At 67.0% G+C, this 24,703-nt stretch carries 22 protein-coding genes; 4 read left to right on the top strand and 18 right to left on the bottom strand.

The features are described 5' to 3' along the window. Window positions 1-134 precede the first annotated feature (134 nt). The 8 genes from ACNH6H_RS00490 to ACNH6H_RS00455 all read right to left on the bottom strand — a co-directional run bounded on the left by ACNH6H_RS00490 (window position 135) and on the right by ACNH6H_RS00455 (window position 8,667). Window positions 135-959 carry an HpcH/HpaI aldolase/citrate lyase family protein gene (locus ACNH6H_RS00490; RefSeq protein ID WP_418314764.1) on the bottom strand — a complete coding sequence of 275 codons (825 nt, stop codon included), beginning with the start codon at window positions 957-959 and terminating at the stop codon, window positions 135-137. Window positions 960-963: 4 nt separating this feature from the next. Beyond that, complete coding sequence (locus ACNH6H_RS00485; RefSeq protein ID WP_418314763.1) at window positions 964-2,322, bottom strand: MmgE/PrpD family protein; 1,359 nt, start codon at window positions 2,320-2,322, stop codon at window positions 964-966. 16 nt (window positions 2,323-2,338) lie between these two features. Beyond that, the gene (locus ACNH6H_RS00480; RefSeq protein ID WP_418314762.1) at window positions 2,339-3,523 is read right to left on the bottom strand and encodes a CaiB/BaiF CoA transferase family protein; all 1,185 of its coding nucleotides are present in this window, start codon (window positions 3,521-3,523) and stop codon (window positions 2,339-2,341) included. A 14-nt stretch (window positions 3,524-3,537) separates the two neighbouring features. Next, on the bottom strand, window positions 3,538-4,695 hold the full coding sequence (locus ACNH6H_RS00475; protein ID WP_418314761.1) for an acyl-CoA dehydrogenase family protein: 1,158 nt from the start codon (window positions 4,693-4,695) through the stop codon (window positions 3,538-3,540). Between the two features lie 108 nt (window positions 4,696-4,803). Beyond that, window positions 4,804-6,159 carry an MBL fold metallo-hydrolase RNA specificity domain-containing protein gene (locus ACNH6H_RS00470; RefSeq protein ID WP_418314760.1) on the bottom strand — a complete coding sequence of 452 codons (1,356 nt, stop codon included), beginning with the start codon at window positions 6,157-6,159 and terminating at the stop codon, window positions 4,804-4,806. Window positions 6,160-6,267: 108 nt separating this feature from the next. Then, the gene (locus tag ACNH6H_RS00465; protein ID WP_418314759.1) at window positions 6,268-7,131 is read right to left on the bottom strand and encodes a transglutaminase-like domain-containing protein; all 864 of its coding nucleotides are present in this window, start codon (window positions 7,129-7,131) and stop codon (window positions 6,268-6,270) included. 147 nt (window positions 7,132-7,278) lie between these two features. Next, entirely contained in the window at window positions 7,279-7,866 is a 588-nt protein-coding gene (locus ACNH6H_RS00460; protein ID WP_418314758.1) for a septal ring lytic transglycosylase RlpA family protein, read from the bottom strand. A 270-nt stretch (window positions 7,867-8,136) separates the two neighbouring features. Next, window positions 8,137-8,667 carry a phasin family protein gene (locus ACNH6H_RS00455; RefSeq protein ID WP_418314757.1) on the bottom strand — a complete coding sequence of 177 codons (531 nt, stop codon included), beginning with the start codon at window positions 8,665-8,667 and terminating at the stop codon, window positions 8,137-8,139. A gap of 248 nt (window positions 8,668-8,915) precedes the next feature. On the opposite strand from ACNH6H_RS00455, the gene ACNH6H_RS00450 reads away from it, so the two are divergent. The 3 genes from ACNH6H_RS00450 to ACNH6H_RS00440 are packed head-to-tail and all read left to right on the top strand — an operon-like array spanning window position 8,916 to window position 10,394. Next, a complete protein-coding gene (locus ACNH6H_RS00450) occupies window positions 8,916-9,083 on the top strand; it encodes a hypothetical protein (RefSeq protein WP_418314756.1) in 168 nt (55 codons plus the stop codon). A gap of 1 nt (window position 9,084) precedes the next feature. Continuing rightward, on the top strand, window positions 9,085-9,366 hold the full coding sequence (locus ACNH6H_RS00445; RefSeq protein ID WP_418314755.1) for a hypothetical protein: 282 nt from the start codon (window positions 9,085-9,087) through the stop codon (window positions 9,364-9,366). Between the two features lie 53 nt (window positions 9,367-9,419). Next, window positions 9,420-10,394, top strand: a complete 975-nt coding sequence (locus tag ACNH6H_RS00440; protein WP_418314754.1) for an NADPH:quinone reductase — start codon at window positions 9,420-9,422, stop codon at window positions 10,392-10,394. A gap of 36 nt (window positions 10,395-10,430) precedes the next feature. Here the strand turns inward: ACNH6H_RS00440 and bktB are convergent, their stop codons facing one another. Together bktB and ACNH6H_RS00430 are read right to left on the bottom strand one after the other, a co-directional pair. Further along, window positions 10,431-11,618 (bottom strand): beta-ketothiolase BktB, encoded by a 1,188-nt coding sequence (bktB, locus tag ACNH6H_RS00435; RefSeq protein ID WP_418314753.1) that lies wholly within the window; start codon window positions 11,616-11,618, stop codon window positions 10,431-10,433. 93 nt (window positions 11,619-11,711) lie between these two features. Continuing rightward, complete coding sequence (locus tag ACNH6H_RS00430) at window positions 11,712-12,887, bottom strand: MFS transporter (RefSeq protein WP_418314752.1); 1,176 nt, start codon at window positions 12,885-12,887, stop codon at window positions 11,712-11,714. Between the two features lie 170 nt (window positions 12,888-13,057). Here ACNH6H_RS00430 and ACNH6H_RS00425 point away from each other — a divergent pair, with 170 nt between their 5' ends. Next, window positions 13,058-14,287: an NAD(P)/FAD-dependent oxidoreductase gene (locus ACNH6H_RS00425; RefSeq protein ID WP_418314751.1), complete on the top strand. Its 1,230-nt coding sequence runs from the start codon at window positions 13,058-13,060 to the stop codon at window positions 14,285-14,287. A 16-nt stretch (window positions 14,288-14,303) separates the two neighbouring features. Here ACNH6H_RS00425 and ACNH6H_RS00420 read toward each other — a convergent pair whose 3' ends face one another. The 8 genes from ACNH6H_RS00420 to ACNH6H_RS00385 all read right to left on the bottom strand — a co-directional run bounded on the left by ACNH6H_RS00420 (window position 14,304) and on the right by ACNH6H_RS00385 (window position 24,679). Beyond that, the gene (locus tag ACNH6H_RS00420) at window positions 14,304-16,604 is read right to left on the bottom strand and encodes an NADP-dependent malic enzyme (RefSeq protein WP_418314750.1); all 2,301 of its coding nucleotides are present in this window, start codon (window positions 16,602-16,604) and stop codon (window positions 14,304-14,306) included. Window positions 16,605-16,700: 96 nt separating this feature from the next. After that, window positions 16,701-17,570, bottom strand: a complete 870-nt coding sequence (gene asd / locus ACNH6H_RS00415) for an archaetidylserine decarboxylase (RefSeq protein ID WP_418314749.1) — start codon at window positions 17,568-17,570, stop codon at window positions 16,701-16,703. 88 nt (window positions 17,571-17,658) lie between these two features. Beyond that, window positions 17,659-18,006, bottom strand: a complete 348-nt coding sequence (locus tag ACNH6H_RS00410) for a hypothetical protein (protein WP_418314748.1) — start codon at window positions 18,004-18,006, stop codon at window positions 17,659-17,661. A 168-nt stretch (window positions 18,007-18,174) separates the two neighbouring features. Continuing rightward, a complete protein-coding gene (locus ACNH6H_RS00405) occupies window positions 18,175-18,672 on the bottom strand; it encodes a flavodoxin family protein (protein ID WP_418314747.1) in 498 nt (165 codons plus the stop codon). 52 nt (window positions 18,673-18,724) lie between these two features. Next, window positions 18,725-21,232, bottom strand: a complete 2,508-nt coding sequence (locus ACNH6H_RS00400) for an AsmA family protein (protein ID WP_418314746.1) — start codon at window positions 21,230-21,232, stop codon at window positions 18,725-18,727. Window positions 21,233-21,342: 110 nt separating this feature from the next. Then, window positions 21,343-21,735 (bottom strand): DUF1161 domain-containing protein, encoded by a 393-nt coding sequence (locus ACNH6H_RS00395; protein ID WP_418314745.1) that lies wholly within the window; start codon window positions 21,733-21,735, stop codon window positions 21,343-21,345. A 62-nt stretch (window positions 21,736-21,797) separates the two neighbouring features. Beyond that, window positions 21,798-23,819, bottom strand: a complete 2,022-nt coding sequence (locus tag ACNH6H_RS00390) for a spermidine synthase (protein WP_418314744.1) — start codon at window positions 23,817-23,819, stop codon at window positions 21,798-21,800. 59 nt (window positions 23,820-23,878) lie between these two features. Beyond that, a complete protein-coding gene (locus ACNH6H_RS00385; RefSeq protein ID WP_418314743.1) occupies window positions 23,879-24,679 on the bottom strand; it encodes a DUF72 domain-containing protein in 801 nt (266 codons plus the stop codon). Window positions 24,680-24,703 lie beyond the last annotated feature (24 nt).

The raw sequence follows: 24,703 nt of genomic DNA, 5'->3' as shown, positions 1-24,703 counted from the left end.
TTGAGGACGGGAGGGCCGATTATCTCGGAGGTTTGTAGGAGATTTCCGACAGATTGCGTTTGCTTGCCGAACTGTTGCGCGGTCGCAGCGTCGAGCTTCCGACCCTGGTCTGCCGAATAACCGGCGGCCCAGCCTCAGCCGGCACCTGCCTCGCCGACGATGGCCTGCGCGCGCAGGATCACCGGCTTGTCGACCATCTTGCCGTCGACCGATACCGCGGCACCGCCGGACGCCGCGTCGGCGGCGATGACGCGGCGCGCCCAGTCGATCTCCGCTTCGCTCGGCGCAAAGTGACGCTGCACCGGCTGGACCTGGCGCGGGTGGATGCACAACTTGCCGCCAAAACCGAGCCGGCGCGCGCGCAGCACGTCGGTGCGGAGCCGCGTCTCGTCGTCGAGGGTGGTGCTGACGCCGTCGAGCGGCGCGGCGATGCCGGCCAGCCTTGACGCCAGCACGATTTCGCTGCGAAACCACAACAGCTCGTCTTCGTCGGCATCGCGCATGCCGAGGTCGACCTGCAGATCGATCGAGCCGAATGCCAGCCGCGTGACACCGTCCGCCCGGGCGATCGAACGCAGCTGCTCGAAACCGGCTGCGCTTTCGATCAGCGCCAGCACCTCGGCGGCGCCGGCTGAGCACAGCGTCGCGACCTGTGCCGGGTCTTCCGCCTTCGGCAGCATCACGCCGGCAAGGCCGGGCTGGGCGGCGAGCGACAAATCGTCGTCGAACCAGACCGTGTCGCTGGCATTGATGCGGACCCAGACCGGCACCGCGCCGGCCGTCGGCTGGTTCTGAGCCAGCCAGTCGGCCAGTGCAGCGCGCGCGCGCGGCTTCTGGTCCGGCGCGACCGCATCCTCCAGATCGATGATCACCGCATCGGCGCCGCTGGTCAGCGCCTTGGCATAACGCTCCGGACGATTGCCGGGCACGAACAACCAGCTGCGCATCGGGCGGCTCATCTCGTCAGCCCCAGAAGCGGCGCACCGCCGGTTCGCCGGCCAGCGACCAGACGCGGCTGATCACCGCACGCATCTCGGCCTCGGTTGCGCCACCGCGATAGGTGGCCAGGCGCAGCGCCTTTTCCTCGATCTCGGCCCGGCCGAGCGTATTGCCGGGGTCGCCCTTCGGCTCGTCGACGCGGGCCGCGAGCTGCCGCCCGTCGGTGGTCGTCACCTCGACCTTGCCGATCCAGCGCGCCGGGTAGGCGCCATCGACTTCGGCGTCGCGAACCATCTCGACCTTGTCGCGAAATGCCATCACCGCCGGATCGCGGAATGCGCTGTCGAATTCGTCGAGGCCGGCGCGCCCGCGGGTCGCGATCAGGCCGAGCACGGTGCCCATCGAAAATTTGGCCTGATGAACGGTCTGCGGGTCGGTGACCGGGCCGAGCACGTCGATCGCGCCTTGATGGACACGGGCGGTGACCTTCCGCACCGCGTCGGCAGCAAGACCGTGCTCGTTCATCAGCAGCTGCAGCGCATCGGCAGCCGGGTGCGTGTGGCGGCACGACGCGTGGAACTTGAACGAGGTTTCGGCCAGCGTCCAGCGGCTGCCGAGCCCATCGACCAGCCGGGCCGGATCGGCATCGCTGGACATGCCGGCGGCCATGCCGCGCGAGCCTTCGAGGATCTGCCGTGCACCGGTGAATCCGTCGGCAGCGAGGTAGGCGGCCGTCAGGCCGGCGGCAGCCGCGTGTGCGGTGTGCAGCTGCTTCGAATCGGCCGCGTCGCGCAGAAACTCCCACAAACCGGCCGACTGCGTGCCGGCCGAGCCGAAGGCATGCTGCATCTGCTCGGGCGACAGCTTCAGCAAGCGGCCGACCGCGGCCGCCGCGGCCAGCGTGCCGGCGGTGCCGGTGGTGTGGAAGACCTTGTAGTGCGAGCGGCCGAGAAATTCACCGACCCGGATGCCGACCTCGTAACCGGCGACCGATGCGGCGAGAAGTTCCCGCCCGGAGGCGCCGATCGCCTGCGCGGCGGCCAGCGCGGCCGGTAAAACGACTGCTGCCGGGTGGAAAACCGAGCCGTTGTGCACATCGTCCTGCTCGGCAAAATGCGACGCGGCGGCATTGATCGCTGCTGCGACCAGCGGGCTGCTGGTCGTGCGGTGGATCAGGATTTCCGACGGCCCGGAGGCCGGGCCCATCGTCTGGTAGAAGCGCGCAATCGTCTCGACCGGTCGCGCGCCCTTGCCGGCAAGCGCCGACGCAAACCAGTCGAGGAACAGGTCTTCGGCGCGGTGGACGACGGTTTCGGGGATGGCGGCAAATTCGAGCGTCGCGGCGAAGCTGGCCAGCATGCGGCTCGGGTAATCAGCGGTCATTCTTGCTCCTGGGAAGTCACAGCGCGCCCGAGCGCTTCAGTTGATCGATCGTGTCGGCGTCGTAGCCGAGTTCGGCCAGCACGCGTTCGCTGTCGGCGCCGAGTGCAGGCACCGCATCCATCCGCGCGCTGGTCGCGCCGGGCGGCAACAGCGCCGGCACGCTGCCGCCGGGTATCTCGACATCGACCCAGCGGCCGCGCGCGGCGAGCTGTGGATGGTTCCAGACATCGGCCATCCGGTTGACGCGTGCATTGGCGATCTGCGCCGCATCGAGCCGTTCGACGACCTGGTCGGCGCTGAAGCGTGCAAACGAATCGTCGATCAGCGCCTTCAGTTCGGCCCGCGCGGCGCTGCGTCTGGCATTCGTCACGAAGCGTGGGTCGGTGGCCAGTTCCGGCTGCTCGAGCACGCGGGTGCAGAAGGCCAGCCATTCACGCTCGTTCTGGATGCCGAGCATCACGCTGCGGCCGTCGCCGGTCGGGAACGGGCCATACGGATAAATCGTCGCATGCGCCGCGCCGGCACGTTGCGGCGGCTCGGCGCCGTCGAAGGCGTAATACAGCGGAAAACTCATCCACTCGACCATGCTCTCGAGCATCGAGATGTCGATCCGTTTGCCGAGGCCGGTGCGGCCGCGCTCGATCAGCGCGGTCAGGATGTTGCTGTACGCGTACATGCCGGCGGCGATGTCGGCAATCGAGCAGCCGGCCTTCGCCGGCTCGTCGGGCGAGCCGGTGACCGACAGAAAACCCGATTCGCTCTGGATCAGCAGGTCGTAGGCCTTCGCATCGCGATACGGTCCGGGCGCCGCCGGGTCGTCGCCATAACCTGAGATGTCGCAGACGATCAGCTTCGGATGGCGCTTGTGCAGCGTTTCGAACGACAGGCCGAGCCGCGCCGCCGCGCCGGGAGCGAGGTTCTGCACCAGCACGTCGGCGGTTTCGAGCAGCTTGCCGAGGATCTGCGGCGCCTGTTCGTGTTTCAGGTCGAGCGCGAGGCTTTCCTTCGAGCGGTTGGTCCAGACGAAATGGGATGCCTGGCCGCGCACCCGTTCGTCATAGCTGCGCGCAAAATCGCCGACGCCGGGGCGCTCGACCTTGATCACGCGGGCGCCAAGATCGGCCAGCTGGCGGGTGCAGAACGGTGCTGCGATGGCATGTTCGAGCGTGACGACGGTGATGCCGTCCAGAGGTCTTGTCATCTTCCTGCCTCCGCTCAGAAACTGCGCGGCAGGCCGAGCACATGTTCGGCCACATAACTCAGGATCAGGTTGGTCGAGATCGGCGCCACCTGGTACAGCCGCGTTTCGCGGAATTTGCGTTCGACGTCGTATTCGTGGGCAAAACCGAAGCCGCCGTGGAATTGCAGGCAGGCATTGGCCGCTTCCCAGGAAGCCTTCGCGGCGAGGTATTTCGCCATGTTCGCTTCGGTGCCGCAAGGCTGGCGGGCGTCGAACAGTTCGCAGGCGCGCCAGCGCATCAGGTCGGCGGCCTCGACCTCGATCTTCGCCTCGGCGATCGGAAACTGCACACCCTGGTTCTGCCCGATCGGCCGGCCGAAGACGACGCGGTCCTTCACGTAGGCGGTGACGCGGTCGAGAAACCAGTGGCCGTCGCCGATGCATTCGGCAGCGATCAGCGTGCGCTCGGCATTCAGCCCGTCAAGGATGTATTTGAAACCCTTGCCTTCCTCGCCGATCAGGTTGTCGGCCGGAATCTCCAGGTTCTCGAAAAACAGCTCGTTGGTTTCGTGGTTGACCATGTTGGCGATCGGGCGCACGTCCATGCCGTTGCCGATCGCGTCGCGCAGGTCGACCAGGAAAATCGACATGCCCTCGGACTTTTTCTGCACCTCGGCCAGCGGCGTCGTCCGCGCCAGCAGGATCATCAGCTCGGAATGCTGGATCCGCGAGATCCAGACCTTCTGGCCATTGACGACATAGCGGTCGCCCTTTTTGACCGCGGTGGTCTTGATCTTCGTCGTGTCGGTACCGGTGGTCGGCTCGGTGACGCCCATCGATTGCAGCCGCAACTCGCCGCTGGCGATCTTCGGCAGATACAGCTGCTTCTGCGCCTGCGAGCCATGGCGCAGCAAGGTGCCCATGTTGTACATCTGGCCGTGGCAGGCGCCGGAGTTGCCGCCGCTGCGGTTGATCTCTTCCATGATCACCGAGGCTTCGGCCAGCCCGAGGCCGGAACCGCCGTACTCGTGGGGAATCAGCGCGGCCAGCCAGCCGGCATCGGTCAGCGCCCTGACGAACGCTTCGGGATAGGCGCGTTCGTGGTCGATGCGGCGGTGATATTCATCGGGGAACTGCCGGCACAGGTCGCGCACGGCATCACGGATATCGGTGAACGAATGGTCGCTGGTCATGGGGAAGCCGTATTTTCGAGGGCCCAAGCATGCCCGCAGCCCGCGCGATCGGCAATCTGCAATTCGCGAAACGAGGCTTCGGCCAATTCGAAGCCTCGGACGCAAGGCTCAGAGCCGGTGGCTCGACCCCTGTTCAGGCACCGAAACCGACCAGCCGAGTTCGTCCTGGATGCGCCCGCGCAGGCAGTCTGCCGCCGCCGGCTCGCCGTGCACGACGAAGCAGTGCGCCGGCGGCCGCTCGAAGCCGCGCAGCCAGGCCATCAGGCCGTCGGCATCGGCATGGCCCGAAAAGCCCTCGAGGTGGCTGACCCCCGCCTTGATCGGCACCTGTTCGCCGTGGATCTTGACCTCGGTCGCGCCGCCGATCATCTTCGCCCCGCGTGTGCCGCCGACCTGGAAGCCCGGAAACACGATCTGGTTGCGCGGATTCGGCGCCATTGCCTTCAGGTGGTGCAGCACCCGGCCTCCGGTTGCCATGCCACTGGCCGAGATCACGACCTTCGGCCAGCGCGAACGGGTGATGCGGGCCGATTCCCGGGCGTCGCCGACCAGCGTCACGCCGTCGGTCAGGCTGGCCGCCTCGCTCGGCGGGATGCGCAGCAGCTTGCGGTGGCGCAGGTAGAGCTCGGTGGCGGTGCGCGCCATCGGGCTGTCGAGGAAGATCGGCATCTCGGCGGAAATCTCTCCGGCCGCCCGCAGCCGCTGCAGCACCAGCAACAAGGCCTGCGCGCGGCCGACCGCAAACGACGGCAGCAGCACGCTGCCGCCGCGGTGCACGGTCTCGCGAATCAGCTCGCCGAGCCTGGCCTGCGCATCTTCGCTCGGGTGGATTCGGTTGCCGTAGGTCGATTCGACCAGCACGACATCGGCATGGGGGATGGTCCGCGGCGCCGGCATCAGCAGATCGTCGTCGCGGCCGAGGTCGCCTGAAAATACCAGGCTGCGGCCTACGGCGCGCACGACGATCGACATCGCGCCGAGCAGATGGCCGGCCGGCACCAGCTCGATCGTCACCGCGCCGATCTTCACGCTGCGGCCCGCGGACACCGGCTTGAATCGGGCAATCGCTTCGCGCGCATCCTTGCTGCCATAGAGCGGGCGGGCAGGGTGGTGGCGCGACCAGCCGCCGCGGTTGGCGCGCCGCGCATCCTCTTCCTGGATGTGCGCGCTGTCGAGCAGCAGCACCTCGGCAAGTTCGCAGCTCGCAGCCGAGGCATGGATGGTTCCGGCAAAACCCTGCTTGACCAGCAGCGGCAGCCAGCCGCTGTGGTCGAGATGGGCATGGCTCAGCACGACCGCATCGATGTCGGACGGTGCCACCGCCAGCGGCGCCCAGTTGCGCTCGCGCAGGTTCTTGAAGCCCTGGAACAGCCCGCAGTCGAGCAGCAGCCGTTTGCCCGCGACCTCGATCAGGTGGCGCGATCCGGTCACGGTATCGGCGGCGCCCAGAAAGCGGATCTGCATCATGGAACGACGATACGCGACGCAGCGGTGCCGCCGGCAACCGAATGACGCCGGCTTGCGCCAGATCAAGCAGAAGCGCCTGCCCGGCCGGGCGAAGCCGGCGCGCGCTCAGGCGTCGGTCGACAGCGCCCGGTCGGTATGTTGCGGAATGATCAGCTGGCCGTCGGCATTCGGCACCGCGGCGATGCTGATGTGCGGAGCCGACGAGCTGACCGCGCCAAAAATCGTCGCAAACGCGACGTCGGCCGCATCGCGGCCGGTGCCGAATCGCACGAATCCCATCGGGATCGCGGTGCCAGAGGGGTCGAAGATGTACCAGCGTCCGCCGAGATAGACCTCGACATAGGCATGGAAGTCGGTCGGCCCGAGCGCCGGATCGGCGCCGTAGTCGACACCGGTGGCAAACCGCGCCGGAATATTGACGGCCCGGCACAACGCAATCATCAGGTGCGCAAAATCGCGGCAGACACCGGCCGCCTCGATCAGCGTATCGACCGCCGCGGTGTGCGCATCGGAGGAATTCGACATGAAGGTCGTGCGCTGCAGCACCCAGTCGCGGATGGCCTGCACCCGCGAATAACCCCAGGGCAGCTGGCTGAACTCGCGCGCCGCCAGCTTCAGCAGCCGGTCCGACTGGCAATAACGGCTTGGATAGATCCAGCCGAGCACGCGTGTCGGCAGCTCGGCGATTGGCACTTCGGCGATCTGCGCCGGGTCGGCGACATGGTGCTGCAGGTCGATCGTTGCCGAATACGACACCCGCAACGGGCCGCGCGATGCGCGCACCCGCAGGTAGCGGTTGCCGCTGGTCGGGTCGGTATCGACCTGGCCCTGGACATTCTGGCTCAGGCCGAGCGACTCATCGACGACGAGTTGTTGCTGCGTATGCGCAGCATGGATGTTGAAGATGAAATCGGCGGTCTGGTCGGCGATCTCGTAGTCGAGATCGACCGACAGCTTGAGCCGGATCACCGCCGTCCTCGATGTGCGAATCGGATCGACAAGCCTGACGAGCGGGGTTTGATGGGCATTGCGGCTCCTGCAAAGCCCGACGTTAGCACCCGGATGCCCGGCACCGCGCCGCAGGGTTGTTGCGCCGGCGCGCCGGCCCGATCATTTCTATTCGGCGGCCTGCTGCGCGTCGGACTCGGCTGCAGCGACGATCGCGTCGAATTTTTCGTCCGGATCCAGATCGTCGAGCGCCCGCACTGCAACCTTGACGACGCCGGCATTGACCATGCCGAGCGAACGTGCGGTGCTTGGCGAGACATCGATGATCCGCCCCTTCACATAGGGCCCGCGGTCGCGGATCGTCACCACCGCGCTGCGGCCGTTGCGCAGGTTGGTCACCAGCGCCTTGCTGCCAAGCGGCAAGGTCAGGCTGGCCGCATTGTCGGAGTCGGGCCGCATCGGCGTGCCGTCGGCCATCGTGCGGCCGGAAAACCGCTGCGCGTAAAACGACGCATATCCGACATGGCCATCAATGACCGGCGGCGCCGTGGCCACCTGGACGGCGGTGGCGCGGTGCGGCTTCTGTTTGCCGGCGACCGGAGGCTGGTGGTGGGCCCAGGCGGTCGCGATGCCGCTGGACAGCAGCACGGCGGCCAGTCCCAACTGCCAGCTCGATCGCCGCGGCGGCGTGCTGTCGGCAGCTGGCAGTGTGGACGACGGCGCCGCAGCGCCCGGCGGGATGATCGACATGGTCATGACGCTCCTTGCGGGTGACCAGGTCTCGAATCGCTTCCGGCTGCCAAAGGCGGCTTGAGCGACCGAACCGGTCGAGATCGAACGCCGGTCGCGCAGCGACGCGGCTCGTGGCGGATCGGTGCGCCAAGAAGGCGCAAACGGCTCCTGCCGAAGGTCGGGGCCCGAAGACAAACGGGCACCGTGGCGGAATGGCAAAACGCCGCCGCGCAAAAGCGGGCGGCGCCGGACGCCGGGCGTGTCAGACACGCCGCGGCATCGCCGAGGCGGCAATCAGGCAGCGGCCTTGGTCGCCTTGTTGGCGGCAACGGCAAACTGGCTGACATTGGCTTCGACGGCTTCGACGACCTGGCGGGTCGCCTTGTTGACGCCTTCATAAGCATTGTTCGACGCTGCGACGGCCGACTTGACCAGCGCCAGCGCATTGTCCGAACCCGGGGCATTCTTCAGCATGCCGGCCAGCGACGCGACAAATTGCGCCTGGGTTTCGGCGAGCTTGGCTTCGGCAGCGGCACGGTGGCTCAGGAAGGTCGAATCGACGATGGCCTTGACCTGGTTGACGTAGGCGACCGACTTTTCCGGGGCCGACTTCCAGATCGAAGCCTGCAGCTTGTACAGGTCTTCCGGGCTGCGCGCCGACATCGCGGCGTTGGCTTCTTCGGCCGACTCGGCCAGCACGGTCTTCGCGACCTGCAGGTTCAGCGCGGTCAGCTGCTCGACGCCTTCCAGGGCCTTGCTGCTCAGTGCGAAATATTGCTCGACGGCGGCTTGCTGGGCTGCGGTGAATTCTTTGGTATCGATCATGGAGTTCTCCTGGTTTGAAATCATTTCTCAGTGCATTTGCTGCACTGCAACAAACCAGAGTTTAACGGCGTTCCCGCCGGATGCAAGCTTTATTTGCTGCAATGCAGCAATCTAGGTCCCGACCCCTAGAAAGCGCGCCAGGGTCGCGCGCGCGGTGTCGGCCGATTCTGACAGCGGAACGGGACGGACGCCGCTAGGGACGATCCCGGGCTTGACGGACACTCGATTGACTGAATCTGGAGCTCTTGATGCCTGATACCGAACAGATCGTCGCGCTGAATGCCTGCACCGAGTCGTGGGCCCAGCAACCGCTGGATGCCGCGACCGACAGCTTGCTGTGGCTGGGTTACGAAGCAGCCCACCCGACCGCCTGGATGTCCGAGCCACTCGGCGACGAAACACAAGCGTCACTCTGAGATGAATACCCAACGCGATCGCGACCGCAGCGCGGCAACCCCGCCGGAGGCGTCGCCGAACGACCGCCCGCACGACCCGCACGTGACCAACGGCGCCGAGGCGACCAATCTGCCGCCCGATGCCGACATGCCCGACCTGACGAAGGACGAGCCGGACCGCAAGATCGAACAGGCCAAGAAGGACCTCGATGCGGGACAGGTCGATACCGACCTGCGCTCGACGCCCGGCCTCGATGCGCAGCGCAAGGACAAGCTGCTGAAGGACGAGAAGAACAAGGGCTGACTCCCGGCTTGGTCCAGAATCTCTCCGTTGCGGCATCCGCAGCAGGAGGTTTCATGCAGGCCATCGTCTACAACACCAAGGGACCCGCTGCCGAGGTCCTGCAGCTCGTCGAGCGGGCACGGCCAGAGCCCGGTCCGGGCGAAGTCCGCGTCGCACTCGCCTTCAGCGGCGTCAACCCGTCGGACGTCAAGTCGCGCGCCGGCACCGCCAGCAGCCAGTTGTCCTATTCCGAGGTGATTCCGCACAGCGACGGCGCTGGCGTGATCGACGCGGTCGGCGCTGGTGTCGATGCCGGCCGGATCGGCCAGCGCGTCTGGCTCTACAACGCGCAATGGGAGCGCGCCCACGGTACCGCCGCGCAGGCGGTGGTCTTGCCATCGGCGCAGGCGGTCGCGCTGCCTGACGACGTCGGGTTAGAGGTCGGCGCGTCGGTCGGCATTCCGCGAATGACCGCCTTCCATGCGGTCGCCCGCTGCGGCAGCCTGCTCGGCCGCACCGTGCTCGTGACTGGTGGCGCCGGTGCGGTCGGCGCCTATGCGGTGCAGCTGGCGCAGCGCGCCGGCGCACGAGTGATCGCAACGATCAGCAGCCTGCAGAAGGCCGATCGGGCCCGGGCCCTCGGCGCCGCCGAGACCGTCAACTACAAGGAAGAGGATCTGGTGGCCCGCGTCCGCGAACTGTCGGGCGGGCAGGGTGTCGATGCGCTGATCGACGTCGATGCGGCGGGCCATGCGCCGCTGTACGGCAGCCTGATCCGCGAAGGCGGCCGCGCGGTGATCTATGGCTCGAACAAGCCGCAGTTCCAGCTCGGTTTCGGTCCGATGATTCTCGGTGGGATCACCCTCGATTTCTTCATCGTCTACAAGCTGCGCGATGCGGCATTGAGAGAGACCGTCGAAGGTGTCAGCCTGCTGCTTCGCCAGCAGCTGCAGCACCCGCCGCTCAGCATCTATCCGCTGGCCGAATGCGCCGCCGCCCACCAGCAGGTCGAGCGCGGCGCCGACGCGAAGGTGCTGCTGAAGCTGTGAGGCCGCGCGCCGCGCCGGCAGCGCGCGGCTGCTGGCTCAGAGGCGCTCGAGCACGCAGGCGATGCCCTGGCCACCGCCGATGCACATCGTCACCAGCCCGTAGCGGCCGCCGCTACGCTGCAGTTCGTGCACCGCCTTCACGGTGATCAGCGCGCCGGTGGCGCCGACCGGATGGCCGAGCGAAATGCCGGAGCCGTTCGGATTGACCTTCGCCGGATCGAGCCCGAGCTCCTTGCTGACCGCGCAGGCCTGCGCGGCAAACGCCTCGTTGGCCTCGACGACGTCGATCTGCTCGACCTTCAGGCCGGCCTTCTCGAGCGCCTTGCGCGACGCCGGCACCGGGCCGATGCCCATCAGTTTCGGATCGACACCGGCATGGGCATAAGAGACGATGCGGGCCAGCGGCTTCAGGCCGCGGCGCTCGGCCTCGCCGCGCTCCATCAGCAGCACCGCCGCGGCGGCATCGTTGATGCCCGAGGCGTTGCCGGCGGTGACGGTGCCGTTTTCCTTCTGGAATGCCGGTTTCAGCTTCGACATGTCGTCGAGCTTGGCATCGCGGCGAACATGCTCGTCGGTATCGAACATCACCGTGCCCTTGCGGCTTTCCAGCGGCACCGCGACGATCTGATCCTTGAAATAGCCGGCCTCGATCGCCTTCTGCGCGCGGCGGTGGCTTTCCAGCGCGGCTTCGTCCTGCTGGCTGCGGCTGATGTCGTATTCCTTCGCGACATTCTCGGCGGTCACGCCCATGTGGATCGAATGGAAGGGGTCGTGCAGCGCGCCGAGCATCATGTCGACCGCCTTCATGTCGCCCATCCTCGCGCCCCAGCGCGCCTGCGGCAGTGAATACGGTGCGCGGCTCATGCTTTCGGCGCCGCCGCCGATCGCGACATCGGTATCGCCGAGCAGGATGCTCTGCGCCGCGCTGATGATCGCCTGCAGCCCCGATCCGCACAGCCGGTTCAGCGTCAGCGCCGGCGTCTCGTTGCTGCAGCCGCCTTCGATCGCGGCGACGCGGGCCAGGTACATGTCTCGCGGCTCGGTATTGATCACATGGCCGAACACGACATGGCCGACGTCGCTGCCCTGCACGCCGGCACGCGCCAGCACTTCCTTCGTGACCAGCGCGCCGAGCTTGGTCGGAGGCACGTCCTTCAAGGCCCCTCCGTAGGTTCCGATTGCGGTGCGCACTGCGCTGACGATGACGACTTCACGCTGACTCATGTCCATCTCCTTGCTGATCGATAACGACGGTCGAATCTTCTCACCATATGCTTGCGTGATCCTGTCGACCAGGCGACACCGGCGCGCCGGACGTCAGACGGTGATCCGCCTGCGCCACAGCGGATACAGCCCGAGCAGCGCGAGCAGCGGCCCGGGCAGCAGCAGCCACGCGACGGCCGCGCCCCAGCTGTCGACGAGCACGCTGCCGAGCTGTATCGACACCATCGTGATCGCAAAACCGATCGCGTTCTGCAATGCCAGCGCGCTGCCGACGATCGCCGGCGGACAGGCACGTGCCGACAACGCCGAAAAATGCGGCGAATCGGCGACAACGGCCAGGCCCCAGAACAGCAGCAGCACCAGCTGCAGCGCGGCGGCCCAGCCGACTGCGAACGGGAACAACGCGCAGCACAAAGCCGACGCGGCGAGGGCAGCGGCGGCGACGCGCGCACTACCAATCCGGCGCGACCACCAGCCGCCGGCAAAACAGCCGATCGCGCCGATGCCGACGATCGCAAAACTGAGCCCCGAGACCGCCGGGCTGCCGGCGCTGGCCAGCGGGCCGATCGCAATCAGCACCGGCGCCAGCGTCCACAAGGCATACAACTCCCACATGTGGCCGAAATAGCCGAATGCCGACGCGCGGAATGCCGGCACCGTCCAGGCCTCGAAAACCTTGCCCCAGCCGGGCCGTGGCGCACCGGCGCGCGGCCGCAAATGCGGCCCGTCGCCAAGGCGCAGGATCATCGCGGCGGCAAGCACCGCCAGCGCCGACGACACCAGCACCGTCGCCTGCCACGACCAGTCGCCACCGGCGAAGCGGATGCCGTGCGGCAGCGCCGTGCCCAGCGTCAACATGCCGACCAGCTGCGCCAATGCCGGGCCGGCCCGATCGGGCACCCAACCGACGATCAGCTTCATGCCCAGCGGATAGACGCCGGCAAGGCTGAAACCGACCGCGAAGCGCAGCGGCAACGCCATCGCGATGCCGTCGGCAAACAGCGCAAAGCAGGCATTGAAACCGGCACCGAGCAACGCACAGACGGCGAAGATGCGGCTGGCCGGGAAGCGGTCGGCCAGCCCGGACAGGCCGAAGACCAGCGTGCCGACGATGAAGCCGAACTGCACCGCATTGGTCAGCGTGCCGATCTGCGCCTGGCTGATCTGCCACTGCCGGATCAGGTCGTCGGCCGCACCATTGGCCGAAAACCACAACGAGGTGCCGAGCAGCTGCGCGACGACGATCGTCGGAACCGGGTTGCGGGTCATCGGTGCCGACTCCGTCTGCGCGGCTGCAGGCGAAGGGCAGCGCCAGCGCACGGCTGGCAAGCCAGCGATGTCGACGACAATCCGGCCAATGCCGCAACACCGCCGCGCACGCCGCGGCGGATGATCCCGACACCGATCGGCAGCGCCTCGGCCTGCCCGCACCACCGCCCATGAACCAAGCCACTTCTCCCGATCAGAATATCGTCGTCGTCGGCGGCGGCCATGCCGCAGCCGCGTTGTGCGCGGCACTGGCCAATGCCGGTCAGGGGCACCGCGTCCACCTGGTCTGCGCCGAGGCGGTGCTTCCTTACCAGCGCCCGCCGCTGTCGAAAACCTTTCTGAAAAATGCCGACGAGCAGAGCCAACCGCACCGCGCCGATACATGGTATGCGGAGGCCGGCATCCGCGTTCATCAGGCCGACCCGGCGGAGTCGATCGACCGGGCCGGCAAGACCGTCACGCTGCGCTCTGCAACGGCGTTGCCCTATGAGCAGCTGGTGCTGGCAACCGGCACCCGTGCTCGCCGGCTGGCGGCGCTGCCCGACGGCCTGGCCAATGTGGCATTGCTGCGCAGCGCCGAGGATGCAGCAGCGCTGCGTTCGCAGCTGACAGCCGGCCGCAGGCTGACGGTGCTCGGTGGCGGCTTCATCGGTCTCGAAGTCGCGATGACCGCGCTCGGACTCGGCCTCGAAGTCGAGGTGCTGGAAGCGGCACCGCGCCTGCTGTCGCGCTCGATTTCACCGGAACTGGCCGATTTCGTCCGCAGCCACCACCAGGCGGCGGGGCTGCGGCTGCAACTCGGCGCGAAGGTCGACGACTACCGGATCGAAGCCAACCACCTGGTCCAGATCACCGTCGATGGCGAGCCGCGCCCGGTCGACCTGATGCTGGTCGGCATCGGCGCCGAACCGGAAACCGCGCTCGCCGAAGCGGCCGGCCTGGAGGTCGACAACGGTGTCCTCGTCAATGCCCGGATGATGACGTCGGATCCGGCGATTTATGCGGTCGGCGACTGCGCGCGTTTTCCGCAAGCCGCCAGCGGCCAGCGGCTGCGCCTCGAATCGGTGCAGAACGCCACCGACCAGGCGCGCTGCGCCGCCGCCAATCTGCTCGGCAATGAACAGGACTACACCGCATTGCCGTGGTTCTGGTCGGAGCAGGGCCCGTTGCGGCTGCAGATGGCCGGCCTGATGCCGACCGAAGGCCGTCGCTTTCGCCGCCCCGGCGCAAAGGACGACAGCTTCTCGATCCTGCACTACCGCGGCGACGAACTGGTCTGCGTCGAATCGGTCAATGCGCCGATGGACCACATGATGTCGCGCAAGCTGCTCGAAGCCGGCAAGAACCCGCCACCCGAGCAGGCCTGCGACCCAGCCGTTCCGCTCAAGTCACTCTTGTAGAGCGCGCTCCGGGGCGTCATCGGATTGCATCGGCGACCGCCAGCGCCGTCATGTTGACGATGCGCCGTGTCGTCGATGCCGGCGTCAGGATGTGCACCGGCTTGGCCGCGCCAAGCAGCATCGGGCCGATCGTCACGCCATGGCTGCTGGTGATTTTCAGCACGTTGAACAGGATGTTCGCCGCATCGAGGTTCGGCAGCAGCAGCAGGTTGGCCGATCCGGTCAGCACGTTGCCGGGCAGGAAGCTCTTGCGGATATCTTCCGAAAGCGCGGCGTCGCCGTGCATCTCGCCTTCGCACTCGACATCGGGTTCGCGTTGCTTGAACAGCCGGGCGGCTTCGCGCATGCGCTTGGCAGCCGGCCGGCTCGACGAGCCGAACATCGAATGCGAGACGAAGGCGACTTTCGGCTGCAGCCCGAAGCTGCGCAATTCGGCACTCGCCATCGACGCGATTTCGGCCAGCTGCGCGGCATCGGGCTCGTCGTTTACGAAGGTATCGGCAATGAACAGCGTGCGCGACTCATGCAGCAGCGCATTCATCGCCGCAAAGTTGCTGGCCCCGGGTTTCAGCCCGATCACGTTGCGCACATGTTCGAGGTGGTTGTCGTAGCGGCCGACGGTGCCGCACAGCAGCGCATCGGCATCGCCGCGGCGAACCATCATCGTGCCGATCACGGTATTCGAACGGCGCATCACCGACTTTGCGAATTCGGGCGTGACGCCTTCGCGTCCGAGCAGCTGCTGGTAATCCTCCCAGTAGTCGCGGTAGCGTGAATCGTCTTCCGGATTGACGACCTCGATGCCGTCGCCGATCCGCAGTCGCAGGCCGGCACGCTTGATCCTCATCTCGATCACCGCCGGTCGGCCGATCAGGATCGGCTTCGCCAGCCCCTCGTCGAGCACGACCTGGATCGCGCGCAGCACATTTTCCTCTTCGCCCTCGGCATACGCGACCCGCGCCGGCGCTGCCTTGGCGGCGGAAAAAACCGGTTGCATCACCATCCCGGTGCGGAAGACGAAGCGATTCAACGACTGCCGATAGCCTTCCAGATCGGCGATCGGCCGGGTCGCGACGCCGGATTCGGCGGCGGCCTTCGCGACTGCCGGCGCAATGCGCAGGATCAGCCGCGAATCGAAGGGTTTCGGGATCAGGTATTCGGGTCCGAACGTCAGTTCCTGCCCGGCATAGGCGGCGGCCACTTCGTCGCTGATCTCGGCCTTTGCAAGCGCGGCAATCTCGTGCACGCAGGCGAGCTTCATTTCCTCGGTGATGCGGGTGGCGCCGCAGTCGAGGGCACCGCGGAAGATGTACGGGAAGCACAACACGTTGTTGACCTGGTTCGGATAGTCGGACCGGCCGGTTGCGATGATGCAGTCGGGCGCCGCCTCGAGCGCCAGTTCCGGGCGGATCTCCGGCTCCGGATTGGCCAGCGCGAGGATCACCGGCTTGGACGCCATCGTCTTGACCATCTCCGGCGTCAGCACGCCGGGCATCGAGCAGCCGAGAAAGACATCGGCATCCTTCACGACATCGCCGAGGGTGCGGGCCGCGGTCTTCTGGCAATAAGCCTGCTTGCTCTCATCGAGCCGGCCCGACTGAGCATCCTCGCGTTCATGCTGGATCACGCCGCGCGAATCGACGACGAAGATGTTCTCCCGTCGCACGCCGAGGCTGACCATGATGTCGAGGCAGGCGATCGCCGCGGCACCGGCACCGGAGGCCACCAGCTTGACGTCGGACAGTTTCTTGCCGACCAGTTCGAGGCCGTTCAGCAACGCCGATCCGGTGATGATCGCGGTGCCGTGCTGGTCGTCGTGGAATACCGGGATCTTCATCCGCGCCTTCAGCGCGCGCTCGATCTGGAAACATTCCGGCGCCTTGATGTCCTCGAGGTTGACGCCGCCCAAGGTCGGTTCGAGCGCGGCGATGATCTCGATCAGCTTGTCCGGATCCTTCTCGGCGAGCTCGATGTCGAAGACGTCGATGCCGGCAAATTTCTTGAACAAGCAACCCTTGCCTTCCATCACCGGCTTGCCGGCCAGCGGGCCGATATCACCCAGCCCGAGCACCGCGGTGCCGTTGGTGACGACGCCGACCAGGTTGCCGCGCGAGGTCAGCTCGGCCGCCTTCGCCGGATCGGCCTCGATCGCCAGGCAGGCGTAGGCGACTCCCGGCGAATACGCGAGCGACAGGTCGCGCTGGTTGCTCAGTGGCTTGGTCGGCGAGATCGCGATCTTGCCGCGGGTCGGAGCGCGGTGGTATTCGAGGGCGGCATCGCGCAAAGCCTGCTCTGCCGCGGAGAGTTCTTTTGTCATCGCGTCGGTCCTTGTCGGAGGCGGAGCGATTCATCGTACGCGCTTCAAGCGTCGTGAAAACCCCCGTCTAACCCGGACTTGGCAACCCGGGGAGCGTCAACCGGCCGGCGCATCCGGGTATTCGGCCATCGCCTGGCCGAGGCAGATCGGCCCGGCCGGCGTCCACGCCGGATCGAACCGCAGCGGACCGGCCGGAAACAGCATCACGACCGTCGAGCCGAGCAGGAAGCGGCCCATTTCCTCGCCCTTGCGCAGGTCGACCGGTGCCGCATGGCCGTCGCCGTAGTGCCACTCGCGCAGATGGCCTGGCCGCGGCGGATTGACCGTGCCATGCCAGACGGTGGCCATGCTGCCGACGATCGTCGCGCCGACCAGCACGACGACAAACGGGCCGCGCGCGCCGTCGAAGACGCAGACGACGCGTTCATTGCGCGCAAACAGCCCGGGCACGCCGCGCGCGGTGACCGGGTTGACCGAAAACAGATCACCCGGCACATGGATCATCCGCGTCAGCCGGCCGTCACACGGCATGTGGATGCGGTGGTAGTCGCGCGGGCTCAGATACAGCGTCGCGAAATGGCCGTTTTCGAACAATGCGGCCAGCGCGCGGTCGCCGCCGACCAGCGCGGTCGTCGTATAGCGGTGCGCCTTGGCCTGGAAGATCTGGTCGGCCTCGATGCGGCCGAACTGGCTGATCGCGCCATCCACCGGCGACACCAGCGACGCTGCAGATATTGGCCGCGCGCCGGGCTTCAGCGCGCGGGTGAAGAACTGGTTGAAGCTCGGATAGCGGTCGGTCCGTGGTTCAAGCGCCTGGCTCATGTCGACCTTGTAGTGGCCGACGAACCAGTCGATCAGCATCGTCGTCAGCCGGCCGGCGCGGGCATCGGCAATCAGCCGCCCGAAGCGGGTGATGGCCAGTTTTGGCAGCAGGTATTGAAATAGGACAGCTAATCGATCGGCCAAGGCTATGCATTCCGGCAATGGAGGAGGGCGATGCTGCAGCGCAGCACCGACCGCAGTGTAGCGATCCGGCGGACCGTATCCGGCGCGATCAGCGTCCGCTGCGCCGCGCGTCGATCCGGCTCAGCATCAGCCGGTAGTCGGCCTGCACGATGCGCAGGCATTCGGCGCGCGCCTGTGGCGTCGGTTCGCGAGCGCAGCGCCGCTTGCCTTCATCAAGGGCCGCGCGGGCTTCCTTGCGCAGCACCGGGATTGGCTGCGGCTGCCCGGTCCAGCCGGGGTCGGTATAGGCCTCGAGTGGCGCAGGCGCCGCCATCGTCGGGACTGCCGGCGCCTGGGCAAAGCTCGCCGGGGCGACAAGCACTGCGCCAGTCATGGCGATGGACAGCAGGTGCCGGGCCACGGCACCGGTTGCGGTCGTATGGGCTTGAAAAGTCATCCTCGGGTCCTTTCTGCAGGCGGAAGCTGTCTGGCGGATCTTCGAAGCGAGCATGCCGGGCGGTCGCCGGGGCGTCAACCACGACGCCGATCAGACAAGCACCGCAGGATTGACCGTTTTGGACGCGCTTGGTTCCGGCGCACCCCGCTCATCGTCGGCGGCCCGGCGTCAGAAGATGCCGCAGTCGAGTCCGGCAGCCAGCATGGCGCCGAGTTCGCCGCAACGCCGAAGGTCGTCGGCCGGGATCGTCTTCGCGGCCAGAATCTGCTCCCTGGTCTGCGCATGCGTGCAGACGATCTGCGTCGGCGCCACCTGTTTCAGCCGCCAGCCGGTGGCGATGCGTTCGATCTGCCGCGCCGCATTGCTGCCGTCGCTGCCTGCGCAGATCAGCACTGCGCACGGCCTCCCGTTGATGCGCTCGAGCACCGCGTAATAACAGCGATCGAAGAAATCCTTCATGACGCCAGCAATCGCCGCGAGGTTTTCAGGCGCCGCGAACAGATAGCCATCGGCATCCAGCATGTCGTCGGGGCCGGCATCTGCCGCATGCAGCAGCCGCACGCGGATGCTGTCGCCGGCGGCCTCGCGCGCGCCGGCAGCAGCGGCCTCGGCCATTTGCCTGGTGCCGCCGGTTCTCGAATGGAAAACGATCAGAAGCGTCTTCATCGCCGATCGCGAGCCGCAGCGCGCGCCCGGTTGACCCCGGCCGCGCGACATCTCATTTGAACAGCCCCTTCAGCTTGTCCTTCACGAGATCCTCGGGCTTGGCCGTCGGCGCGGGCTGCGGCGGCGCCGATGCCGCGCCGGCAGGCGTTGCGGCGCTGCCGCTCGGCTGGCCACCGGCCTTGCCACCGAGCACGCCGCCGAGCCTGGCACCAAGATCGCCACCGAGCTTGTCGCCGAGCTTGTCCTGGAGCTTGCCGCCGATCTTGTCCTCGAGCTTGTTTTTCAGCACCGATGCGGCGACCTGCGACCACTGGATCTTCCAGTCGATTGCCTCGAACGGGCCCGACAACAGTACCGGGACCGTGACGCCGCGCAAGGCCTGCAGACCGGCACCGTCCTGGCCGGTCGGCGAACCGATCACCTTGGTGCGGGCGGTGTAGTCGATGCGGCCGCGGCCGATGTCGAAGCTACCGTCGCCGCCGAGGCGCAGAAACGGGCTTTTCAGTTCCAGATCGTCGCTGCGCGCAACACCGTCGCTGATCTTCGCGCTGGCATTGAGTTCGGAGAAATCGGTTTTTTCTTCGCGCGAGGCCTTGCTGACCGCATCCTGCTGCATCGTCAATGCGGCCTTCGCCTGGCGGAAGGATTTGGCCAGATTGATGCCCTTGACCGCGCCATCGCGCAGCCGCACCGAGGCGGTTCCGGCCAGGTTCGAACGCATCGCGCCGACCGTTGCGCCCTGCGTCTTCAGATCGGCCAGCACCCGGCCCTTGCCTTCGAGCAGGTCCTTGCCGGCGACATCGTCGAGCAGCGCATTGACGTCGACACCATCGGCGGCGAGCTTGACGCCGATCGCCTGGCTGGCAGCCGATGCACTGCCGCTGGCATCGATGCTGCCGCCCCAGGTCTTGCCGGACAGGCGCGAGATGCGAAGCAGGCCGTCGTCGAGTGTCGCGTCGATCCGCGCATCGGCGACTTGATACTGCTGGTAGACAAAGTTGCCGGCACTCAGGCTGAAATCGCCATCGAGCGCCCGCAGCCCGGCCAGATCGACCGGCGTGTCGGCCGGCGCCTCGGCCTTCGGCGTCGGCTCGGCTCCGGCAGCCGCGTCCTTGGCCAGCAGCTTGTTCAGATCGAGGCTGTCGAAACGCGCCTTCGCATTGATCCGAGGCCTTTCGCCCGACAACGCAGCACGCCCGTCGATGTCGAATCGGTTCGCATTCATCGAGCCGTCGAATTTCCACGAGGCCGCTGCCGCATCGACATTCAGATGGCCGCGCAGGCCCAGTTTCAGCGGCTGCAGCGTCGGTTCGGTCAGATCGGCCTGCAGCACGACCGACTCGAGTGCAATCGACTTGTTGCCGATGCGCAGCGTGGCATCGGCCTGCAGCGAACCGGCGACCTGGCGCGGCCCCGACTTGCCATCGACCCGGATCGCCAGGCCGGGCAGGCGCAGCGCATCGAAGCCGCCGCTCGGCGCGGCACTGCGAAAGTCGCCGGCCAGCGTCGTTGCGCCTCTCAGGCTGTAGCGGCCGCTCAATGCACTGCCTTGCAGCGCGCTCGCATCCACCGCGAGCTGCGGCCAGTTCAGCGCAAGCTCGAACACCTGTTGACCGAGCTGGCCGGCCAGCGCCGCGTCAAAGGCCTCGAGTTCGAGTTTTTGCCGCTGTGGATCGAACAACAGGCGCTGCACCTGCAGCGTCGACGGCGACAGCTTCGTCGTGCCGAGTGAGGCGCTGCTCAGCGACACCTTCAACGGACCGGCGCGCAAGCTGTCGTCGCTCCAGGCCAGCGCGCCGTTCAATGCCACCGCGAGGTTCTTGACGCCGGCGGCGTCGCCGGCGACATCGAGCTGCAACTCGCGCAACAGCACACCGCCGGCATCGAAGTCCGGCGTCAGCTTCGTGCTGCCAGACAGCGTCAGGTTCATTGCCTGCGGCTGGCTCATCTTCAGCGTCGACTTGAACGACAGCGGCGTTTCGACCTGATCGGCCAGTCGTCCCGATTCGAAGGATTGCAAGCCGATGTCGGCGACAAGTCCGGCCTGCCGGTCGTCGATCTGCAGGCGCAGGTCGTCGAAGCGGACCGCACTGACATCGAGCGCCATCGGCATGCCGCTGCCGGCGCCATCGGCCGGAGCGGCCTGCGCTGGATCCGACTTGCCGAGCAGGTCGTCGAAATTGCGTGATCCATCGGCGTCGCGCCGGTAGAAAACCTGCACGCCGCGCGCGCTGACCTTGTCGACGACCAGCTGCTTGCGCAGCAGCGGCATCGCCTGCACCGCGAGCGAGGCCTCGTCGATCGTCGCAAACGGCTTTTCACCGCCGCGCTCGGACAGGCTGACGCCGGAGACCGATACCGCGAGCCGCGGAAAAACCGACAACTCGACCGGCCCGGTGATCGCCAGGTCGCGCTGCCGGTTCGTCTTCATCCATTCGATCGCCTCCGCCTTGTAGCGGTTGGCGTCAAAACTCCAGATCAGAAATGCTGCTGCCGCGATCCCCAGCACCAGCAACGCGCCGATCAGCAGCACGATGCGGCGAAGCCATGTCGATGTCATGTCAAAACCTCGAAGTCCGCAGGTCATTCTGACAACTCTGGGCAGCGGCGCCGATTCAATCCCGAGGCGCTGACTGCGACAAGCTTCTCAAGACACGCGGTGCCAATCCTTCAAAGTCGCTTGCACTCGCCGCGGATCGCGATGTAGCCGGGCTTGCATTCGGTCAAGACCGCGTCACCGGCTGGAGCTGCAGGCGCCGGCAACGGGGACGGTGCAGACGCTGCGGCCGTGGCGGCTGCGGCCACGCCGGATGGCGCGGCCGGTGCCGCTGCCTGCACGCCCTTCAGATAGACGATCTTGCGGCTGCCCTGCCCACATGAGCCGACCACTTCGCCGGCCACCTCGGCTGCGGCATCAACGGTCGTGACGCTGAAGGTCTGCACACCCGCCGCGCGGATCTTCCCCTCGATCTCGGTGCGCAGGGTTTCGCAGCTGTCGGCGACCGCCAGCACGGCTGCCGGCGTCGACAGCAGCGCGACAACGATGGCTGGCAGCAGTGGCATGGCTCGGCGGGGGAACAGCACATGGACAGTTTAGAACCACACCCGCGCCATTGCCTGGATGCTCAGCGCAGCACCGCGAACAGGTTGTTGAAATCGTCACTCCATGAGCGCAGACCGGCGATCCGGCTGACCGGCCTCGCCGCCCCGGCAAACGGCTGCAGTGGTGCCGCATCGCGGCTGATCAGCACCCAGTCGGTCTTGCGCAGGTCCGAACCATCGGCCTCGTCGTGAACCAGCACCGCATGCAGGCCGCGCTTGCGCGACTCCTCGACCAGGATCGGCGGCAGGTCGAGGTAGCGGTTGGTCAGGTGGAAGGCCATCACGCCGGCCGGTTTCAGATGCCGCAGATAGACGTCGAAAGCCTCGCTGGTCAGCAGGTGGACCGGGATCGCGCCACCCGAAAAGGCATCGACCGCCAGCACATCGTAGGCTTGCGGGGTCTCCCGCTCCATCGCCAGCCGGGCATCACCGTGCACGTCCTCGAGCCGCGCGCGGCTGTTGGCAAGGAAGCTGAACTCGCTGCGCGCCAGCGTGAACATGCTCGGGTTCAGTTCGTAGAGCCGGTAGGTGTCACCGGGCCGCCCATAGGTCACCAGCGTACCGGCACCGAGGCCGATCAGGCCGACCCGGGCCGGCCCGGCCGGCAGGCGCTCGAGCAACTGGCCGATCCCGGCAGTACGCCCGTAGTAGGCGGTGGGCTCGGCCTGGCGCGACGGATCGAGGTATTGCTCGCCATGCTTGACCGAGCCGTGCAACACGACGCGGCGTCGGTCCAGCGGGTTCGCGGCGTCGACGTCGTAGGTCTGCAAGGTGCCGTAGAAGTTGCGCTCGGCATGGCGTGCATCGCGCAGGTCGTCATGCACCTGCCAGCCGAGGAAGCCTGCGCAGACGGCGGCGACGGTGCCGCTGGCCAGCATCGCCGGCCAGCGCGAGCGCCACAGCCAGATGCCGAGCGCAGCGGTCAGCAGCAGGCCGATGCCGAGTTCGTAATAGGCCGTCAGCAGCAACGGCGCAACCAGCCCGACGCCGATGCCGCCTATTGCACCGCCGGCCGACAACATCAGATAAAAGCGCGTCAGATGCGCCGGTGCCGGCCGCAGCCGGGCGGTTTCGCCGTGCAGCACCATGCACAACACGAACAGCGAGCCGATGTACAGCGGCACCGCGGTGCGCACCGCCGAACCGATGCTGTCGACCAGGCCATAACCCGATGCCGCGAGCGCGACCGCGGCCAATGGCAGGAACAGGCCGCGCCGGTACCAGCGGTCGCTTTCGAAGCAGAGGATGAAGGTCAGCAGGTAGGCACTCAGCGGCAGGATCCACAGGAACGGAATCGATGCGACGTTCTGCGTGACCTGGTTCGTCACCGCCAGCAGCAGCCAGGACCCCATCGCCGGCAACACCATCCACAGCAGCTGGGTCGACGCGGCCGGCAGCGGCTGCGCAGCACTTTGCTGCCCTCCGACGGCTGGCACGGGCGCCGGCAGCCGCGCTGCAACCCAGGTGCTGGCGAGGCAGAACACGACGAACAGCGCAAACGCGGCCGACCAACCGTAGGCTTGCAGACGCAGCGTCAGGTACGGTTCGATGATGATCGGATAGGCCAGCAGCGCGAGCAGCGAAGCCAGGTTCGACAGCGAAAAATAGCGGTAGACACGGCTGCCCCATGGGGCTCGCGCAAGCCACGACTGCAACAGCGGGCCGGTGCTGGCGAGCAGGAAATAGGGCAGGCCGACGGTTGCGACCAGCAGCCCGAGGATCCACAGCGTCGGCTCGGCGTCGCCATCGGGTTTCCAGCGGCTCGATGCCAAGATCGGCAGCATCGCGAGGCTGCAGATGAGCAGACCGCCGTGCAGCAGGGCCTGTCCGCCGGCGCGCACGCGGCGCGTGATGAAGTCGGCATAGGCATAACCGGCCAGCAGCACGACCTGGAAAAACACCATGCACACGGTCCAGACCGCTGCCGAGCCGCCGAACCACGGCAGGATCTGTTTCGCGATCAGCGGCTGCACCATGAACAGCAGGAACGAACTGACGAAGATCGTCGCGGCAAAAAGCCGCGAATACGCCGGTGAGACCATCATCGATCCGTGCTCCTGAAGGTCGCGAAATCTACCATTTCGCCGCCGTACGCGGCGCAGCTTCAAAGGCCGTCGATCAAGGCCATCGCAGCCGCCGGCGCACGCTCCTTCGCACCACTGATGAAGAAGAGGAATACATCGCGCGGCCGTACCGGCGCAATCTTTTCCTCGATGCACGGCAGCCCGGGCGGCTCGTGGCCAGCGGCCCACAGTCGCGCGCGTTCGGCCCAGTCGCGAATTGCCGTCGGCGGGTAGCCAGTCCGTTGCCTCGACTCGGTGCGCATCAGCCGGGCGTAGACGAAGTCACCGGTGATGTCGCAGAACGACGGGTACTCGTCGGAATCGCAGAACACCGTCGCGACCTTGTAGCGCCGTGCCAGCGCCAGGTACTCGGGCACCATGAAGGATTCGTGGCGAACGTCGAGCACATGGCGCAGCGCGATGCCGCCGACCGAAGCCGGCAGCAGCTTCATGAAGGCCTCGAGGTCGTCAGGCTCGAAGCGCTTGGTCGGCGCCAGCTGCCAGACCAGCGGGCCGAGCTTGTCGCCGAGTTCGGCGATGCCGCTGCCGACGAATCGCTCGATCGACTCGCCGGCGTCGGCGAGCACGCGGCGCATCGTCGCGAAGCGATTTGCCTTCAGCGAAAAGACGAAGCCGTCTGGCGTCTCGTCACGCCAGCGCGCAAAGGTGGCCGGCTTCTGCGTGCTGTAGTAGGTGCCGTTGACTTCGATCGCGGTCAGCTTGCGGCTGGCGAATTCGAGTTCACGACTGTGCGGCAGATCGGCGGGGTAGAACAGGCCCCGCCACGGCTCGTAGGTCCAGCCACCGATTCCGACCCTGATGGTTGCCTTGCTGCCAGCCATTGCACGCCCTCCCGGCGGCCTCCG

Source organism: Pseudideonella sakaiensis, assembly GCF_048320135.1.
GTDB lineage: Bacteria > Pseudomonadota > Gammaproteobacteria > Burkholderiales > Burkholderiaceae_C > Ideonella_A > Ideonella_A sakaiensis_A.
The sequence above is the reverse complement of the archived record's forward strand: the minus strand, read 5'-3'. Positions and strand labels throughout refer to the sequence as shown.